This window comes from Rhodoplanes sp. Z2-YC6860 (assembly GCF_001579845.1).
Classification (GTDB): domain Bacteria; phylum Pseudomonadota; class Alphaproteobacteria; order Rhizobiales; family Xanthobacteraceae; genus Z2-YC6860.
The window spans coordinates 5115201-5132590 of the sequence record NZ_CP007440.1 but is presented as its reverse complement, the minus strand read 5'-3'; the positions used below and the strand labels follow the sequence as shown (position 1 = coordinate 5132590).

The 17390-nt window shown below is 65.0% G+C and carries 16 protein-coding genes; 11 read left to right on the top strand and 5 right to left on the bottom strand.

Annotated features, from left to right (window positions below; translation table 11 throughout):
* Positions 1-38: 38 nt before the first annotated feature.
* From RHPLAN_RS24070 to RHPLAN_RS24040, 7 genes are all read left to right on the top strand, one after another.
* Positions 39-584 carry a CDP-alcohol phosphatidyltransferase family protein gene (locus RHPLAN_RS24070; RefSeq protein WP_068023058.1) on the top strand — a complete coding sequence of 182 codons (546 nt, stop codon included), beginning with the start codon at positions 39-41 and terminating at the stop codon, positions 582-584.
* A gap of 38 nt (positions 585-622) precedes the next feature.
* A complete protein-coding gene (locus tag RHPLAN_RS24065) occupies positions 623-1699 on the top strand; it encodes an AI-2E family transporter (RefSeq protein WP_068023055.1) in 1077 nt (358 codons plus the stop codon).
* Between the two features lie 3 nt (positions 1700-1702).
* The gene (locus RHPLAN_RS24060; protein WP_068023052.1) at positions 1703-2401 is read left to right on the top strand and encodes a P-loop NTPase family protein; all 699 of its coding nucleotides are present in this window, start codon (positions 1703-1705) and stop codon (positions 2399-2401) included.
* Between the two features lie 127 nt (positions 2402-2528).
* Positions 2529-4748, top strand: coding sequence for an RNA degradosome polyphosphate kinase (locus RHPLAN_RS24055; RefSeq protein ID WP_068031755.1), 2220 nt, complete (start codon positions 2529-2531; stop codon positions 4746-4748).
* Complete coding sequence (ppx, locus tag RHPLAN_RS24050) at positions 4741-6273, top strand: exopolyphosphatase (RefSeq protein WP_237179903.1); 1533 nt, start codon at positions 4741-4743, stop codon at positions 6271-6273. Before RHPLAN_RS24055 ends, ppx begins: the two co-directional genes overlap by 8 nt.
* A gap of 12 nt (positions 6274-6285) precedes the next feature.
* Positions 6286-6711, top strand: a complete 426-nt coding sequence (locus tag RHPLAN_RS24045; protein ID WP_068023049.1) for a lipocalin-like domain-containing protein — start codon at positions 6286-6288, stop codon at positions 6709-6711.
* A gap of 120 nt (positions 6712-6831) precedes the next feature.
* Positions 6832-7683: a hypothetical protein gene (locus tag RHPLAN_RS24040; RefSeq protein ID WP_157100444.1), complete on the top strand. Its 852-nt coding sequence runs from the start codon at positions 6832-6834 to the stop codon at positions 7681-7683.
* Between the two features lie 75 nt (positions 7684-7758).
* Here the strand turns inward: RHPLAN_RS24040 and RHPLAN_RS24035 are convergent, their stop codons facing one another.
* Positions 7759-8004 (bottom strand): hypothetical protein, encoded by a 246-nt coding sequence (locus RHPLAN_RS24035; RefSeq protein WP_068023043.1) that lies wholly within the window; start codon positions 8002-8004, stop codon positions 7759-7761.
* Between the two features lie 162 nt (positions 8005-8166).
* Here RHPLAN_RS24035 and RHPLAN_RS24030 point away from each other — a divergent pair, with 162 nt between their 5' ends.
* Positions 8167-9168: a Bug family tripartite tricarboxylate transporter substrate binding protein gene (locus RHPLAN_RS24030; protein ID WP_068023040.1), complete on the top strand. Its 1002-nt coding sequence runs from the start codon at positions 8167-8169 to the stop codon at positions 9166-9168.
* Between the two features lie 144 nt (positions 9169-9312).
* On the opposite strand, the gene rnd is transcribed toward RHPLAN_RS24030, so the two are convergent.
* The 3 genes from rnd to RHPLAN_RS24015 form a co-directional block, all read right to left on the bottom strand.
* Positions 9313-10458, bottom strand: a complete 1146-nt coding sequence (gene rnd / locus RHPLAN_RS24025) for a ribonuclease D (RefSeq protein WP_068023038.1) — start codon at positions 10456-10458, stop codon at positions 9313-9315.
* A gap of 94 nt (positions 10459-10552) precedes the next feature.
* The gene (locus tag RHPLAN_RS24020) at positions 10553-12217 is read right to left on the bottom strand and encodes a thiamine pyrophosphate-dependent enzyme (RefSeq protein WP_198164468.1); all 1665 of its coding nucleotides are present in this window, start codon (positions 12215-12217) and stop codon (positions 10553-10555) included.
* A gap of 12 nt (positions 12218-12229) precedes the next feature.
* The gene (locus RHPLAN_RS24015; protein WP_068023034.1) at positions 12230-13057 is read right to left on the bottom strand and encodes an amino acid ABC transporter substrate-binding protein; all 828 of its coding nucleotides are present in this window, start codon (positions 13055-13057) and stop codon (positions 12230-12232) included.
* Positions 13058-13218: 161 nt separating this feature from the next.
* Here RHPLAN_RS24015 and aspS point away from each other — a divergent pair, with 161 nt between their 5' ends.
* From aspS to RHPLAN_RS24000, 3 genes are read left to right on the top strand one after another with little or no spacing between them, the layout of a single operon-like run.
* Positions 13219-15018: an aspartate--tRNA ligase gene (gene aspS, locus RHPLAN_RS24010; RefSeq protein WP_068023027.1), complete on the top strand. Its 1800-nt coding sequence runs from the start codon at positions 13219-13221 to the stop codon at positions 15016-15018.
* A 48-nt stretch (positions 15019-15066) separates the two neighbouring features.
* Entirely contained in the window at positions 15067-15588 is a 522-nt protein-coding gene (locus RHPLAN_RS24005) for a DinB family protein (protein WP_084245451.1), read from the top strand.
* A gap of 13 nt (positions 15589-15601) precedes the next feature.
* The gene (locus tag RHPLAN_RS24000) at positions 15602-16381 is read left to right on the top strand and encodes an alpha/beta fold hydrolase (protein ID WP_068023009.1); all 780 of its coding nucleotides are present in this window, start codon (positions 15602-15604) and stop codon (positions 16379-16381) included.
* On the opposite strand, the gene RHPLAN_RS23995 is transcribed toward RHPLAN_RS24000, so the two are convergent.
* Positions 16359-17282, bottom strand: a complete 924-nt coding sequence (locus tag RHPLAN_RS23995; RefSeq protein ID WP_068023007.1) for a pirin family protein — start codon at positions 17280-17282, stop codon at positions 16359-16361. The genes RHPLAN_RS24000 and RHPLAN_RS23995 overlap by 23 nt on opposite strands.
* Between the last annotated feature and the right edge of the window lie 108 nt (positions 17283-17390).

Here is a 17390-nt window from a genome sequence, read left to right as displayed (position 1 = left end):
GACACCAACTGGGGCAGGGGCGAGCCGGGGCCTGAAGTTTGAGTATTCCGAACCTTATTACGTTGGCGCGCATTCTGCTCGTACCGGTGGTCGTCTGGTCGATCGCCACCGGGCAGATCCTGCTCGCGTTCCTGCTGTTCCTTGTCGCCGGCATCAGCGACGGGGTCGACGGCTTTCTCGCCAAGCGCTTCGGCATGAAGACCGAACTCGGCGCCTATCTCGACCCGCTCGCCGACAAGGTCCTGATCGTCTCGATCTACGTCTCGCTGGGTATCACCGGCGTGATCCCGCTCTGGATCGTCATCCTGGTGGTGTCGCGCGACATCATGATCGTCGGTGCCGTGATCCTGTCCTGGCTGATCGACCGGCCGGTCCAGATCAAGCCGCTGATCGTGTCCAAGGCCAACACCGCGGTGCAGATCGTGTTCGCCTGCCTGGTGCTCGGGTCTCACGGGCTGGGGATCGATATCGAGCCCGTGTTGACAGTGGTGATGGTGCTGGTCGCGGTATTGACCTTGGTTTCGGTCGCCCTCTATCTCGCCGAGTGGGTTCGTCACATGAATTCTGCGGAAACCGAGACATAAGGCGTTTCCAGTTCCGGCGTAATGGGGCGGCGTAATCGATGACGCTCGAACGGCAGGTGATCTTCTGGATCGTGGCGCTCGCGGTGTTCTGCGGCGTGATCTGGCTCATGAGTCCCGTGCTGCTGCCTTTCATCGCGGGCATGGCGCTCGCCTATCTGCTCGATCCGGTGGCGCGGGCGGGCGAACGCTTCGGCGTCAGCCGGGCGATCTCGGCGCTGGTCGTGCTGGTGGTGGTGGTCGTGGCCATCGTGGTTGGCGTGATGACGGTGTCGCCGATCATCGCCGACCAGTTCACCGCCTTCATGGACAGCCTGCCGGGCTATGTGAACAAGGTTCGTTCGCTGCTTTCCGATCCGAGCAGGCCATGGCTCGCCAAGATTTTCGGCGGTGGTCTGCCTGACGCCGAGAAGTCGGTGGGCGGCCTCGTATCGCAGGGCTCGGGCTTCGTCGCCACGTTCCTGGCGTCGCTGTGGTCCGGCGGACGCGCGGTGTTCTCCGTGCTGTCGCTGCTCGTCATCACGCCGGTCGTCGCGTTCTATCTTCTCTGCGACTGGGACCGCGTGGTGATCACGGTGGACAACTGGATCCCGCGCCAGCACCGCGACACCATCCATGGCCTCATGCACGACATGGACGCCGCGATCGCGGGTTTCGTGCGCGGCCAGGCGCTGATCTGCCTGATCCTGGCGGCGTTCTACGCCATCGGCCTCACGCTCGTCGGCCTCAACTCGGGCTTTCTGATCGGCCTGATGACGGGCCTGTTCAGCTTCATCCCGTTCGTCGGCGCGGCCACGGGCTTCCTGGTCGCCGCCATCGTCGCGGTGGCGCAGTTCTGGCCGGATTGGACGTCGATCGCGATGGTCGTTGGCGTGTTCCTGATCGGGCAGGCGCTCGAAGGCTACATCCTGTCGCCCAATCTGGTCGGTGCGAAGGTCGGCCTGCACCCGGTCTGGCTGATGTTTTCGCTGCTCGCCTTCGGCTATCTGCTCGGCTTCGTCGGCTTCCTCATTGCGGTTCCAACCGCCGCCGCAATCGGCGTGCTGGTGCGTTTTGCGATCCGCAAATACATGGAAAGTCCGCTTTACACCGGTAACGATCCGACAGGACGGCTCTGAGCCATGGCGGGCGCGAATGCCATAGCCAGCAACGCACACCGGCCGCCGATGCAGCTCGCACTCGCGCTCGACCACGCCGAGAGTCATGCACGCGAGGATTTTCTCGAAGGGCCGTCGAACGCCGCAGCGCTGACGCTGATCGAACGTTGGCCCGACTGGCCGTCGCGCACCGTCCTGCTGCGCGGGCCTGAAGGCGCGGGCAAAAGCCATTTCGCCGCGATCTGGGCGCGGCAGGCCGGCGCCCGCATCCTGTCGCCGCGCATGCTGGAAAGCGCAGCCGACGTGCCGATCGCGCTCGCCACCGGCGCGCTGGTGCTGGAAAACCTCGCCGAAGGTGACTTCGACGAGAACGCGCTGTTCCATCTCCTCAACCTCGCGCGCGAGGAGCACGCCTTTCTTCTGATCACCGCGCGCACCGCGCCCACGGGCTGGCGGATCGGACTGCCCGATCTCGCCTCGCGACTGCGGGCACTCCCTGGCGTGGCGCTGGAGGCGCCCGACGACGCACTCCTGCGCGCCGTCATCGTCAAGCTGTTCGCCGACCGGCAGCTCGCGGTCGACGAGGGACTGGTGAACTTCCTGGCCAATCGTATCGAGCGCTCCTTTGCGGCCGCTCGCGAGGCGGTAAACCGCCTCGACCAGGAGGCGCTGCGGCTGAAGCGGCCGGTCACCCGCGCGTTGGCGGCCGAATTGCTTCGGTAACGAACAAAAGCGGTCGCCTCTTGTTTGGTCACAGGGTGCCTTGACGGGTCCATATTCGCGCGGTCATGTCATGGCCCGGTCACGAACCGCGGTCATGATGGACCGTCATAAAGCTGTCATGAACGACATGAGCGAATCCGCGCAGAGCATTGTTATCAAAGCGGAAACCGCTGACGCGGCCGCGGCGCCTACGGCCCGGCGGGCGGAATCTGCGCCGGACCTCCGGTTGAGCCCCGAACGATTTATCAATCGGGAGCTGTCCTGGTTGCACTTCAACCGGCGGGTCCTGGAAGAGGCCGAAAACCCGAACCACCCGCTGTTCGAGAAGGTCCGCTTCCTCTCGATCTCGGCCAACAACCTCGATGAGTTCTTTATGGTCCGCGTCGCGGGCCTCAAGGGCCAGGTGCGAGAAGGTATCGTCGATCGAAGCCCTGACGGGCTCACGCCCTCCGAGCAACTCGTCCGTATTGGCGAAGCGGTCTCGAGTCTCGCCTCCGACCAGCAGGCTCGCTGGCGCGAACTGCGCGACGAGCTCAAGGTAGCGAACATCCTGTTGGTGGAGGCCGACAGCCTGAAGAAGGCCGATCGCGCCTGGCTCGATGATTACTTCCTCGAGCATATCTTTCCGGTGCTGACGCCGCTCGCCATCGATCCGGCGCATCCGTTCCCGTTCATTCCCAATCTCGGCTTCTCGATCGCCTACCAGCTCGTTCGCACCAGCGACGGCAAGGCGATGGACGCGCTGATCCGTGTGCCGCAAAAGATCGAGCGCTTCATGCGCTTTCCGGTCGCCGAGGGCAGTCCGGCGCGGGTGATGACCTTGGAGCAGGCCATCGGCTTGTTCGTGCCGCGGCTGTTCCCCGGTTACACCATCAAGGGCAAGGGCGCGTTCCGCATCGTCCGCGACAGCGACATCGAGGTCGAGGAGGAGGCTGAAGATCTGGTGCGGCAGTTCGAGACCGTGCTCAAGCGGCGCCGCCGCGGTTCGGTGATCCGGCTCGAGATGGAAGCCGCAATGCCGGTGGAGCTGCGCCGGTTCGTGCAGCGGGCGCTCGCGGTCGCCGACGACGAGGTGTTCCTGGTCGACGGCATGCTGGCGCTGAGCGAACTGTCGCAACTGCTCGCGATCGACCGGCCCGATCTGGAGTTCATCCCCTACAATCCGCGCTTTCCCGAGCGCATCCGGGATCACGCCGGCGACTGTTTCGCCGCGATCCGGCAGAAGGACCTGATCGTCCACCACCCTTATGAATCCTTCGACGTGGTGGTGCAGTTCCTCAATCAGGCGGCACGCGATCCCGACGTCATCGCCATCAAGCAGACGCTGTACCGCACCTCGAAGGACTCGCCGATCATCCGCGCGCTGGCCGAAGCCGCCGAGGCCGGCAAGTCGGTGACCGCGGTGGTCGAGCTCAAGGCGCGGTTCGACGAGGAGGCCAACATCCGCTGGGCGCGCGACCTCGAGCGCGCCGGCGCGCAGGTGGTCTACGGCTTCTTCGAATTGAAGACGCATTCCAAGCTGTCGCAGGTGGTGCGGCGCGAAGGCGGCACGCTCGTCTCCTACGTCCATGTCGGCACCGGCAACTATCATCCGCTGACCGCGCGCATCTACACCGACCTGTCATACTTCACGACCGATCCAGCGATCGCCCGCGACGTCGGCCGCATCTTCAACTTCGTCACCGGTTACGCCGAGCCCGCCGACCTGGAGAAGATGGCGGTTTCGCCCGTCAATCTCCGCCAGCGCATCTGCGAACACATCAGCCAGGAGATCGCTCACGCCAAGGCCGGCAAGCCTGCTGCGATCTGGATGAAGGACAACGCGATGGTCGATCCCGAGATCATCGACCGGCTTTACGAGGCCTCGCGTGCCGGCGTGCAGATCGATCTCGTGGTGCGCGGCATCTGCTGTTTGCGCCCCGGCATTCCCGGCCTGTCCGAGAACATCCGGGTGAAGTCGATCATCGGCCGTTTCCTCGAGCACAGCCGCATCTATTGCTTCGGCGGCGGCCATGGTCTGCCGCACGCCAAGGCTTCGGTCTACATCTCGTCGGCCGACATGATGCCGCGCAATCTCGATCGCCGCGTCGAGGCGCTGTGCCCGATCCTCAATCCGACGGTGCACGATCAGGTGCTCGACCAGATCATGCTGGCCAATCTCAAGGACAACGAGCAGAGCTGGATGCTCCTGCCCGACGGTTCCTCGAAGCGCATCAAGGCGGCCGCCGGCGATGAGCCCTTCAATGCGCACAAGTACTTCATGACCAACCCGAGCCTGTCCGGACGCGGCAAGTCGTTCAAGGAGTCCTCGCCCCGCAACCTAACCCGGCGGTCCGAGCGTGCTTGAGAAGCTGAACTCCGTCAGCAAGCTCGCGCAAGGCAGACTCGACTATGGGCCGTCGATCGCGGTCATCGACATCGGCTCGAACTCGGTGCGTCTCGTGGTCTACGAGGGCATCACGCGGAGCCCGACGCCGCTGTTCAACGAGAAGACGCTCGCAGGGCTGGGTCGCGAGGTGCAGACCAAAGGCTTGCTCCCTGCCGACGCCGTCGAGAAGGCGCTGGGCGCGCTCAAGCGCTTCCGCGCGCTGTGCGACACCATGCGGGTCGAGAAGCTTTACGTGCTCGCAACCGCGGCGGCCCGCGACGCCAAGAACGGCCGCGAATTCATCGCTGCGGCCGAGAAGATCTGCCGCGCCAAGATTGATCTGATTTCGGGCCAGCGCGAAGCGGAGCTGACCGCGCTCGGCGTGGTTTCGGGTTTCCATCGGCCCGACGGCATCGTCGGCGACCTCGGCGGCGGCTCGCTCGAACTCGTCGACGTGCATGGCGCCCGTATCCGGCCTGGCACCACAGTGCCGCTCGGCGGACTTGCGCTGCAGGACCGCTCCGGCGGCTCGATCAAGAAGGCCGAGAAGATCGTTCGCGACACGCTGGACAATGTGAAGCTGCTCAAGGCGGGCGAGGGCAGGACCTTCTATGCGGTCGGCGGCACCTGGCGCGCGCTGGCGCAACTGCACATGGCCCAGACCGGCTATCCGCTGCATGTGATGCACGGCTACGTCATCCGCGCCAGGGAGGCGCTGGAGTTCTCGCGCCTCGTGCATCGGGTCAATCCGGAATCGCTGTCGCAGATCGAAGTGGTCTCAGCGGCCCGCCGGCCGCTGTTGCCTTACGCAGCCCTGGTGCTGGAGCAGATCGTGCGCATGGCCGAGCCGCGCGACGTGGTGTTTTCCGCGCTCGGCGTGCGCGAGGGGCTGCTCTATTCGCTGCTCGATGGCGAGGAGAAGCGCAAGGACGCGCTGATCGCGGCCTCACAAGAGCTCAATCTGTTGCGCTCGCGCTCGCCGCAGCACGGCGAGGAGCTGATCGAGTGGACGGACGCCTTCATGGCGACGTCCGGCATCGATGAGAACGCCGAGGAGAAGCGCCTGCGCCGCGCCGCTTGCCTGCTGGCCGATATTGGCTGGCGTGCGCATCCGGATTATCGGGGCGAGCAGTCGCTCAACATCATCGCGCATGCCGCGTTCGTTGCGATCGATCATCCGGGCCGCGCCTATATTGCGCTCGCGATCTTCTTCCGCCACGTCGGCCTGCTGCACGACGAGGAGCTCTCGCCGCGCATCCGCGAACTCGCCTCGACCCGCACGCTCGACCGCGCCCGCGTGCTGGGGGCAGCGCTCCGCGTCGCCTACATGGTCTCGGCCTCGCAGCCGGGCGTGCTGCCGCGTGCGCCGCTCAAGGTCGAGCGCCACCGTCTGGTGCTGCGGCTCGAAGGCAACTGCGCCGCGCTCGCAGGCGAGCGCGTGGCGTCGCGGCTCAAGCATCTGGCGCGGCTTGTCGGCCGCGAGCCGGTCGTCATCTGTCGCTGAGCGATTGAGCCCATGGCCAACGAAAAAGAGCAGATCATCGGGACGTGGAAGCTCGTCTCGGTGATGTACGAGGATCAGGCGACCAAGGCGCTGACGCCGATCATGGGCGACAATCCGCGCGGCTTCCAGATCGCCACCAAGGACGGCCGCTGGCTTGCGCTCGCGACGCCCTCCGGCCGCAAGGCGCCCGAGACCGACGACGAACGCGCGCGGGCGTTCCGCACCATGATCGCCTATTCGGGCCGCTATCGCGTCGACGGCAGCACCATCACCACCAAGGTCGAAGCAGCCTGGAACGAATCCTGGGTCGGCGGCGAACAAGTGCGCCACATCCGTTTCGAAGGCGACAAGCTCTACATCGAGAGCCCGCCGATGCCGCATCCGAACATGTACGGCAAGACGGTGCGGGTCATCGTCGTCTGGCAACGCGAAGCCTGATCGCGTTCGTTTGATACCTTTTAATCTTCTGGTTGCGGGTTCCGACGGAACGCTCTCCGGATTCTTCGCGTTGCATAGTCGACATTGGTGGGCTGCAGCGCCTTGATGTGGGAGACGACCGTGCCAGGCCGATTATTCCGGAATCACCCGCTCCTGGTCGCAAGCACTGCGGCGAGCGGCGGCGTCTTGCTCGGTGCTTATGTCGCATTCCAGATTTTCGCGGCGCCGGTCGAGCCGCGCGGCCCTGCTAGCCCGCAGCCCGTTGCCCAAGCCAAGGCCGACACCAGGGCTCCAGCGATCGCAGAGACCACAGGATCGGCGCCGGCGACGGACGACGTCGCTGCGGCTGACCGCTGCCAGGGCCAGACCTGGCCCAATCTCACGCGCGATTGCATGGAGCAGATGCGAAGCCGCACACCCACGCGCACGGTGACCACCGATCACGTCGAGAAGCCCGTGCCGCAAACGCAAACTGCGCCACAGGCACCGTCCGGCACCGCGGTCGCGACTGCGCCGTCCATCGCTCCGTCGCCGGAGGCCTCGCAGCCCGCGAACACCCAGACCGCTGCCACGCCCATGCCGGCCGCCGAACCGGCTGCGGCTGCCGCCAATCCGCCGGACGCGGCCAAGCCCGCGAAGGCCGAGCGGCGCAAATTCAAGGAAGCCAAGCGCAAGGCCAAGAAGCCGAAGAGCGAGGAGGGCGGTGACCGCGCGCTCGCCTATGCGCCGACGGGCGATCGTGAAGACGAGCAGCCATTCGACCGTAACGATCGCCGCAGCTTGCGTGCCGAAGATCGGGACGGCCGGTTCGATCGTTCACGCCGCGAGCGCGTCATCGTCCGCGGTGAAGACGACGATGATGGCAACCGCGTGTTCGAGCGTGGCGATCGCCGGGTGATCGTGATCCGGCGCGAACGCGAAAGCGGCGGGTTCGGTGGGGGCGGGATTTTCGGAAACCTGTTCGGAAATTGAAGGCACAACCGCTCCGATAAACAAAAGCCCCGCGTGAGCGGGGCTTTAAGTTCAGATCGGCAAATTCAGGTCAGTTTACTGACCCTTGCCTGTCGTTGTCGGCTTCGGCTTCATGGCCTTTGCGGTTTCGCTTCGACCCATGCACTGATTGACGAAGTCGCGCCGCTTCATGAAGTGGACCGCGGAGTACTTCTTCGCGGCTTGCGCCTTACACGAGGCTTCGCGCTGCGCCATGGCAGGGTCTTTCTTAGTGGCAGCCTCGGCCGAAACGCCGGTCGCCAACACGGCCGTGGCTAAAGCAAGTGCTGTCAGGATTTTCATGATGCTCCTCCTCTGATGAGCGCAAAGGAAATCCGGAAGAGCGGAGACTGGTTCCGAATAATTTCCTGTCGGTCTGTTCATCGAAGGCATGCTCCCTTACGCTGTTGGCGGCGCACAACGCCCAAAAGACGCACAAGAGGCAGGGAGGCCATGCGGCGCGCGATGAAATCCACGTTCGCTCCCACGTTCATTTGGGCGGCGCAGGCCGCGCTCGCCCTTCTCACGATGACGTTCGTCGGGCCGGCCGTCGCTCAAACCGCCGATGTCTATCCAAGCCGTTCGGTCAGGATCATCGTCAACTCGCCGGGCGGCAATCCCGATCTGCTGGCGCGGTTGCTCGCAAGGGAACTGTCCGCTGCGTTGGGCCAGTCTTTCGTGGTGGAGGACATGGCCGGCGCTGGCGGCACTCTTGCCGCGAAGTTTGTCGCGTCTGCCAAGCCGGACGGTTACATCCTTTATCTCGGCGACTCCGGCACCCTCGCCATCAATCCGGCGCTTAAACCGAGCCTCTCGTACAACGCGCTGCGCGATTTCACGCCGATCACCGGGCTGATCAATGTGCCGACCGTGCTTGTCGTGCCGCCGTCATTGCCGGCTGCGACACTTTCGGAATTCGTCGCACTCGCCAAATCAAAGCCGGGCCAATTGGACTTCGGATCGCCGGGCGTCGGCTCGATCCACCATTTCACCCACGAGATCTTCGCCGAGCGCGCCGGCATCAAGCTCCAGCATGTGCCGTTCCGCAGCGCTGGCGCCATGGTCGGCGCGGTCCTCGCCGGCACCGTCCAGGCCGGCTGGTCGGGAATCCCCAACATCAAGACGCTGATCGAGACCGACAAGCTCCGCGGGCTGTGCATCAGCACGGCCAGTCGCGCAAAGACCATCGCCAATGTGCCGACCTGCGCGGAGTTGGGCTATCCGGGCTTCGACGTCGCCGCGAGAATTGGCTTCCTCGGACCGGCCGGGCTGCCGGCCAGCATTGTCGCGCAACTGCAGTCGGTCATCGCCAAGGCGATGCGCGAGCCGGCGCTGGTGGAGCGCATGGAGGTGCTCGGCATGCAGATGCAGGAAAACGGCACCGCCGACTATCGGCAGTTCATGAAGGACGATGTCGAACGCTACGCGTCGCTGGTGAAGCGCCTCGGCATTGCGACGCAGGACTAAGTGCCGCTGTCATTCCGGGGCGCTGGCGAAGCCAGCGAACCCGGAATCCAGTACCACAGGTAGTCCCGATGTGTCTGGATTCCGGGTTCGCACCTTTCGGTGCGCCCCGGAATGATCGCGGAGGATTCGGAAAACCGAGGCTTGTTAAAGCGGCATCGCGACGACGCGGCCGCGCTCGATCACCAGTGCGAGCTGGCTGTGCTTGAGCGCCAGTGCCTTCTCGCCGAACAGGTCGCGGCGCCACCCTTTGAGCGCCGGCACATCGGCATCGTCGTCACCGGCGATGCGTTCGAGATCGTCGACGGTCGCGACGACTTTGGCGGCGACGCCGTGCTTCTCCGCGGTCATGCGCAGCAGCACCTTGAGCAGCTCGACGGTGGCGCTGCCGTTCTGCGCGGGCTTCGGCCGCTCGATATGCGGCAGCGTTTTCGGATCGCGCGCCAAACCGCGCTTCACCGCCTCGATGATACCTTCGCCCCACTTCGAGCGTTCGAAACCCTTGGGCAGCGAGCGCAGCGTCGCGAGCTTCTCGGGTGTGATCGGCTGTTGCACGGCAATATCGCCGATCGCGTCGTCCTTCAGCACCCGCGAGCGCGGCACGTCGCGAGTCTGCGCCTCGCGCTCGCGCCAGGCCGCCACCTCGATGAGCACCGCAAGCTCCTTCGGCTTGCGCACCCGGGTCTTGAGCCGCATCCAGGCGCGCTCCGGCTCCGCGCGGTAGGTGTCCGGCGAGGTCAGGACCTCCATTTCGTCGTCCATCCAGCCGGCACGGGCGCGGCGGCCCAGGTCGGCCAGCAGGGCCGTGTAGACCGAGCGGAGATGCGTCACGTCGGAAACCGCATAGGCGGTCTGCGCAGGCGTCAGAGGCCTGCGGCTCCAGTCGGTGAAGCGGTTGGACTTGTCGATGGCGTCGCCGGTGATCCGTTGCACCAGCTGGTCGTAGGAAATCGAATCGCCATAACCCAGCACCATGGCGGCGACCTGGGTGTCGAACATCGGCTGGGGGATCATGCCGGCGCGGTGCCAGACGATCTCGATGTCCTGGCGGGCGGCGTGGAAGACCTTGAGGACGCGCGTATTGCCCATCAGCTCGAAAAACGGCGCCAGATCGAGGCCCGGGGCCAGCGCGTCGACCACCACGGCCTCGTCGTCGCACGCCATTTGCGCCACGCAGAGCAGCGGGTAGTAGGTCGTTTCGCGCAGAAACTCGGTATCGACGGTTACGAATGGGTGGCTGGAGAGCCGCGAACAGGCCGCAGCCAGCTCGTCCGTCGTCGTAATCAGATTCATAGGGCGCTTACATAGCGGAGACAAAACGGCATCGCCAAGGCTCAATCCTGACTGGGGGTGATTTCCTCAACCGGAAAGGTTTACGGCCCAAGGTTTACGGACCACGATTGGCCGGCGGGAAGATAAACGGCCAGGGGGAGGGGAAGGCCCCGACCGGAACATCGATCAGGGTCGGGCCGTCGCGGCGGGGCAGGGCCCGCCGCAGCGCGGCGCGCAGCTCCTGCGGGCTCCGGGCACGGTCCGCGGAGGCGCCGAAGCTCTCTGCGAATTTAACAAAATCCGGGTTGGCGAGGTCGCTCGCGATCAGCCGGTTCCCGAAGCGCTCCTGCTGGATACGGCGGACGTTGCCGAAGGCGCCGTCGTTGAACACGATCGCGGTGAGCGGAATGCGGTGGCGGACGGCCGTGGCCATTTCGTTGGCGGTGAACATGAATCCGCCGTCGCCGGAGATCGATACCACCGGCACGTCGCGCCGGGCGTCCTGGGCGCCCAGCGCCGTGGCAAAGCCCCAGCCGAGATTGTCCTGATAGCCGGGCGAGAGATAGGTGCGCGGCCTATAGACCGGGAAAGCGAGGCGCGAGGCGAAGCCAAGCTGCGTGACCTCGTCGACGAAGATGCCGTCCTCGGGCAACTCGGCGCGTATCGCATCGAGGAACGCGACCTGCGGGCCGATCGTCTCTTCGAGGCGCTTCCTCGACGCGGTCTGTCGGGTTTCCATCTCACTTTTGCGAGACAGCCGCCTGGCGTTGTGGGCGGGCAGCACTTCGAGCAGCCGCTTGAGAACAGGCTTGGCGTCTCCGATCAGCGCCGCGGCGGGCTTGTGCAAGCGGCCGGGCTCGTCGGCATCGGCGTCGACACGGATCACCTTGAGGTTCTTGTCGGTGCCCCATTGCCGGAATTGCATCAGCATCCGCGTGCCGACGCCCAACACGACATCGACTTCGGGCCACAGTTCATAGCCGAGCGGCAGCGTCACGCTGAAAGGATTGCGGCTGTCGAGCACACCACGCCCGCGGCGATAGCCGAGCACGGGGGCCTGCAGCATCGCCGCAAGTGCGCTGATCTCTTCCGACGCGCCCTGCGCGCCGCCACCGCAGATGATCATCGGATTCTTCGCCGCGCCGAGAAGCTTCGCGGCCTTGCGGATCGCGGTCTCGTCGATTTTCGGTTCGCGGATTTTCAACGGCGGTTGCGGCACGACATTGCCGGCCTTGCCCCACACGTCGATCGCGCATTGCAACGATGCCGGCCCGGGCCGGCCTTGGGCCATCGAACGCATCGCCTCGGCGACGAGCTTCGGCGCCTGCTCGGGTTTGCGGATCAGCGCCGAATAATCGACCAGCCGCTCGAGGATGCCGGCCTGGTCGCGGATCTCATGAAGGTGTCCGAGATGCTTGCCGATATCGGCGTCGGGAATCTCGCCGATCAGCGCCAGCACTTGCGCGTTCATGGAATAGGCGGTGAGGAGCGCCGCTGACGAATTGAGCAGGCCCGGCCCCGGCACCACCGCATAGGCGGACGGCTTGCCGGTCGCAAGCGCTGCGCCCAGCGCCATATAGCCCGCACCCTGTTCGTGCCGCGTGTGGACCACGCGCATCTTTTCGCCGGCCTTGAACAGCGCCTCGAACAGGAGATCGTTCTGCACGCCCGGCAGCGCGTAGATCGTATCGAGGCCGTGCGCGATCATTGCGTCGACCACGGCTTCCGCCGCCGTCATGGTGACGGCGTTCGTCGATGCTTTTTTCCGGGACGATGCCACGAGGCTGTTATCTCACTTCTCGGGCAGCGAGTTGATCAGGAACATCGCTTTCAGCATATCGGGTGGCTCGCCCTTGCCGAAAGTCCGTTCCAGGATCGCGTTGATCTTGCCGCTGCGATAGAGCTGCGCCAGCGTCCGGTCGACGAGAAGCCGGAATGCGCCATCGTCACGCGGCAGCGCGAGCGCGTAGGTCTCGTAGCTGAAATAGCTCTTGCTCACCTCGAAGCCCGGCCAGCCGCCTTCCTGAAGGATACCCATGACGATGCCGCGGTCGGCGAAATAAGCGTCGATCTTGTCGTCGGAGAGGAGGGAAAAGCCTGCGCGGTGGTCCGGCACCGGCACGATGGTGGCCTTGAGCGCGAGTTCGCCGAGCGAACCACGCAACGTTTCCTCGGTCGTGGTGCCGGCGAGCACACCGATCCGCTTGCCGGCGAAGTCCTCGAACACCCGAACCGGTTTGCTGCTGCGTGACAGCACGCTTGCGCCGTCGAGGAAGGTGGGCAGCGAGAAATCCACAGTTTCGCGGCGGGCCATGGTGATGGAGGTGGGGTCGCACAGGATATCGGCGCGGCCGTCGCGTACGGCTTCGAACCGTTGGTCGGGTGGCACCAGCACGAACTCGGTCCGGACTTTCGGGCCGAACGCCTTGGCGATCTCCAGGCAGAGGTCGACCACGTAACCCGCGGCCTGACCCTGATCGTTCCTGTAGGAGTAGGGCTTGGCGTCGGCGCGGTAGCCGATCCGGAAGACGCCGCCGTCACGGACCCGGTCCAGGGTGCCCGCGACGGCCGCCTGACCGGCGATCACGAGGGCGATGGCTGACGCAAACAAACGTGACATGACGAGCCTCGGACGGGGCTTTTTGGATCGTCAGTCTTGAATCAATCGGGCTTCCCCGCAATGGCAGCCGGGCCACACCGTCCGCCTTGACAAATCAGCCCCTGCATGTGCCTTTCCGCCGCTTCTAAGCCGATTTTCCTCGATTCTGGCCGGGTTTCAGCATGCACCGTTACCGCTCCCACACCTGTGGCGCGCTCCGTGAAAGCGACATCGGCCAGGAGACCCGGCTGTCCGGCTGGTGCCATCGCATCCGCGACCATGGCGGCGTGCTGTTCATCGACTTGCGCGACCATTACGGCATGACCCAGGTGGTCGCCGATCCGGACAGTCCCGCCTTCAAGACCGCCGAGACGCTTCGCGCCGAATGGGTGGTCAGGATCGACGGCAAGGTGCGGGCACGGCCGGCCGGCACTGCGAACGCCGAAATGCCGACCGGCAAGGTCGAGGTCTACATCACGGCGATCGAGGTGTTGGGCCCGGCCGGCGAGTTGCCGATGCCGGTGTTCGGCGATCAGGAGTATCCCGAGGAGACGCGGCTCAAGTACCGCTTCCTCGATCTGCGCCGCGAGAAGCTGCACAACAACATCATGGTCCGCGGCCAGGTGATCGACTCGATCCGCCGCCGCATGAAGGAGCAGGGCTTCTTCGAATTCCAGACGCCGATCCTCACCGCGTCGAGCCCTGAGGGCGCGCGCGACTATCTCGTGCCGTCGCGCATCCATCCGGGCAAGTTCTACGCACTGCCGCAGGCGCCGCAGCAGTTCAAGCAGCTGATCATGGTGTCGGGGTTCGATCGCTACTTCCAGATCGCGCCGTGCTTCCGCGACGAAGACGCGCGCGCCGATCGCTCGCCCGGCGAATTCTACCAGCTCGATCTCGAGATGAGCTTCGTCACCCAGCAGGATGTGTTCGACGCGGTCGAGCCGGTGATGCGCGGCGTGTTCGAGGAGTTCGCCGGCGGCAAGCCGGTGACGCCGAAGTTTCCGATGATCCCGTATGCCGAGGCGATGAGCTCCTACGGCACCGACAAGCCCGACCTGCGCAACCCGATCAAGATGCAGAACGTCAGCGAAGCGTTCCGCGGCTCGGGCTTCAAGATATTCGCCAACATGCTGGCGGGCGATCCCAAGGTGCAGGTCTGGGCGATTCCGGCACCGACCGGCGGCAACCGCGCGTTCTGCGACCGCATGAACTCGTGGGCGCAGCAGGAGGGCCAGCCGGGCCTTGGCTACATCTTCTGGCGCGAGGGCGAGGAGGGCGGCGCGGGTCCGCTCGCCAAGAACATCGGGCCGGAACGCACCAAGCAGATTGCCGATCAGTTGGGCCTTGGCGTCGGCGACGCGGTGTTCTTCGTTGCCGGTGAGCCAGGCAAGTTCGTGAAGTTCGCGGGTGCGGCGCGCACGCGGGTCGGCGAGGAGCTCAACCTCGTCAACAAAGATCGCTTCGACTTCTGCTGGATCGTCGACTTTCCGATGTTCGAGTGGAACGAGGAGGAGAAGAAGATCGACTTCTCCCACAACCCGTTCTCGATGCCGAACATGGACGTCGACGAATTCCTGAAGCTCGATCCGAACGATCACGAGAAAATCCTCGGGATGAAGGCGATCCAGTACGACATCGTCTGCAACGGCACCGAGCTGTCGTCGGGCGCGATCCGGAACCACCGTCCGGACGTGATGAAGAGGGCCTTTGCCATCGCGGGTTACGGCGCGGACGTGCTGGAGGCGAAGTTCGGCGGCATGTTGCGCGCGCTGTCGCTCGGCGCGCCGCCACACGGCGGCATCGCGCCGGGCATCGACCGCATCGTGATGCTTCTGTGCGGCGAGGAGAACCTGCGCGAGGTGGTGCTGTTCCCGATGAACCAGCGCGCCGAGGACCTGCTGATGGGCGCGCCGTCGGAGGTGACGCCGAAACAACTGCGCGAATTGCATATCAGGCTGAACCTGCCCGACAAGAAATAGTCTCGCGCGGCTGCTATTCTCCGCGCGGGGCGTCGGGTGGAGAATGTCATGACTTCAGCGATGGTCAATTCCGGTTACGTCCGGGCCATGGCGGCCTACAACGCCGAGATGAACCGGCGCCTCTATGACGCGTCGGCGCGCATTCCCGACGCAAAGCGCCGCGAGAACCGCGGCGCTTTCTGGGGCTCGCTGCATGGCACGCTCGTACACCTCGTCTGGGGCGACCAGATGTGGATGTCGCGTTTCGATGCCTGGCCGAAGCCCACGGCGGTGCAGAAGGACAGCGCCGGGATGATCGAGGGCTTCGACGATCTGCGGCGCACGCGCGTCGACGCCGACGCGAAAATCTCGGACTGGGCCGGCCGCGTCACCGACGAATGGCTCGCCGTCGACCAGACCTGGTTCAGCGGTTCGGCGCAGAAAGAGCTGCACATGCCGCGCGGCTTTCTGGTCACGCATTTCTTCAATCATCAGACTCACCATCGCGGACAAGCCCACGCCCTGATTACGGCGTGCGGCGAGAAGACCGGCGACACCGATATATTCCTGCTAGTGCCAAGCACGATCTGAAAAGGAGCCCACCATGCCGACCTACAAAAAAGGCCCCGTCAGCATCCACTATGAGGAGGCGGGCTCGGGCTTCCCGCTGCTCGTCATCCCCGGCGGTGGCTTGAACTCGACCATCGCGGGCCTGTCCAAAACCATTTCGCCCTTCAACCCGATGGTGGAGTTCAAGGACGAGTACCGATGCATCACCGCCGACCTGCGCCACGCTGTTGAAGGTCAATCATCGGGTCCGCTCGAAGTCGACCGGCCGTGGGATGCCTATGCCGACGACCAACTCGGCGTGATGGATCATCTCGGCATCGACAAGTTCATGGTGATCGGCTTCTGCATCGGCGGGCCGTTCATCTGGAATCTCCTGAAGCGCGCGCCGGGACGCATCGTCGCGGCCGTGCTGGCGCAGCCGAGCGGCTCGCGTCCCGAGAAGCCCGACCTGTTTTACGAAGGCAACATGAAGGGGTGGGGCCCAGCACTGGTTGGCAAGCGCCCCGAGATCACCATGGAGCAGGTCGACAGGTTCGTGACCAAAATGTACCGCACCGATCCCGACTTCGTTTTTACGGTGTCTCGGGATTTTGTGCGGAACTGCAGGACGCCGGTGTTGATCCTCCCGGACGACGTGCCGCAGCATCCTTACGCGGTCGCCATGGAGTCCGCCATGCTGGCGCCGAACTCCGAGGTCAGCATGTTCCCGTGGAAGGACCCGAAGGAGCGGATTCCCCTGGCGATCCGCCAGATCCGTTCGTTCCTCCGGGCGCACCGGCCTGCCGAGCGGGCTATTTCGCAGGCAGCGGAATGAACTCGATCTCGTCGCCCGGCACCTTCTGAAAGTGGCCTGAGGCCCATTCGGCCTTGGCCTGCTCGATGCGGTCCTTGCGCGAGGAGACGAAATTCCACCAGATGTGCCGCGGGCCATCGAGCGGCTCGCCGCCGAACAGCGCGACATGCGTATCTGCCACCGCGCGGATGGTGATGCGGTCACCAGGCTTGAACACCAGGAGCTTGCCGCCGCCGAAACGGTCGCCGGCAATCTCGACTTCGCCGTCGATCACGTAGGCGGCGCGCTCGACATGGTCGGCGTCAAAGGGCAGCGCGCTGCCGGCCTTCAGATGCGCGTCGACGAACAGCGTCTCCGAGGACGCCTTCACGGGAGAGCGCTTGCCGTAGGAATCGCCGACCACCACGCGCGCCGAGGTGCCATTGTCGGAGACCATCGGGAAGCCCTCGACGCCGTAATGCGCAAAGTCCGGATCGATTTCCTCCTTCGCGGCCGGCAGTGCCACCCACATCTGCAGGCCATGCAGGGTGTCGCCATGCGCGCGCCGTTCGGTGCCGGTGCGTTCCGAATGCACGATGCCGCGGCCGGCGGTCATCCAGTTGATCTCGCCCGGCCGGATCGGCACCGCGGTGCCGAGGCTGTCGCGATGCATGATCTCGCCGTCGAACAGATAAGAGACGGTGGCGAGCCCGATATGCGGATGCGGCCGCACGTCGAGGCCATTGCCGGACTTGAACACCGTCGGGCCGAAATGGTCGAAGAACACGAACGGTCCGACCATGCGTGACTGGATCGACGGCAGCGCACGCCGCACCGTGAAGCCGTCACCCAGATCGGCTGTGCGCGGCACGATCACGGTCTTGATCGCATCACACTGATATTTGTCGCCAGCGACGGGGTCTTGGCCTGGGAAGAAACTCATGCTGCACCTCTTGCTCGCCGCGGCAGTCGCCGTTTGCCCTGCGACCCGCTTGCCATCGTCATGCTTTCAGCGTTCAATTTGACTCGTTCTAACAAATGGCGGCGGCGC

Coding starts and splice junctions, on each gene's coding strand:
- RHPLAN_RS24030 (WP_068023040.1), top strand. CDS start 8,167: ATGAAATCCACGTTCGCTCCCACGTTCATTTGGGCGGCGCAGGCCGCG.
- RHPLAN_RS24015 (WP_068023034.1), bottom strand. CDS start 13,057: ATGTCACGTTTGTTTGCGTCAGCCATCGCCCTCGTGATCGCCGGTCAG.
- RHPLAN_RS24065 (WP_068023055.1), top strand. CDS start 623: ATGACGCTCGAACGGCAGGTGATCTTCTGGATCGTGGCGCTCGCGGTG.
- aspS (WP_068023027.1), top strand. CDS start 13,219: ATGCACCGTTACCGCTCCCACACCTGTGGCGCGCTCCGTGAAAGCGAC.
- RHPLAN_RS24005 (WP_084245451.1), top strand. CDS start 15,067: ATGACTTCAGCGATGGTCAATTCCGGTTACGTCCGGGCCATGGCGGCC.
- RHPLAN_RS24000 (WP_068023009.1), top strand. CDS start 15,602: ATGCCGACCTACAAAAAAGGCCCCGTCAGCATCCACTATGAGGAGGCG.
- RHPLAN_RS24055 (WP_068031755.1), top strand. CDS start 2,529: ATGAGCGAATCCGCGCAGAGCATTGTTATCAAAGCGGAAACCGCTGAC.
- rnd (WP_068023038.1), bottom strand. CDS start 10,458: ATGAATCTGATTACGACGACGGACGAGCTGGCTGCGGCCTGTTCGCGG.
- RHPLAN_RS24045 (WP_068023049.1), top strand. CDS start 6,286: ATGGCCAACGAAAAAGAGCAGATCATCGGGACGTGGAAGCTCGTCTCG.
- RHPLAN_RS24035 (WP_068023043.1), bottom strand. CDS start 8,004: ATGAAAATCCTGACAGCACTTGCTTTAGCCACGGCCGTGTTGGCGACC.
- RHPLAN_RS23995 (WP_068023007.1), bottom strand. CDS start 17,282: ATGAGTTTCTTCCCAGGCCAAGACCCCGTCGCTGGCGACAAATATCAG.
- RHPLAN_RS24060 (WP_068023052.1), top strand. CDS start 1,703: ATGGCGGGCGCGAATGCCATAGCCAGCAACGCACACCGGCCGCCGATG.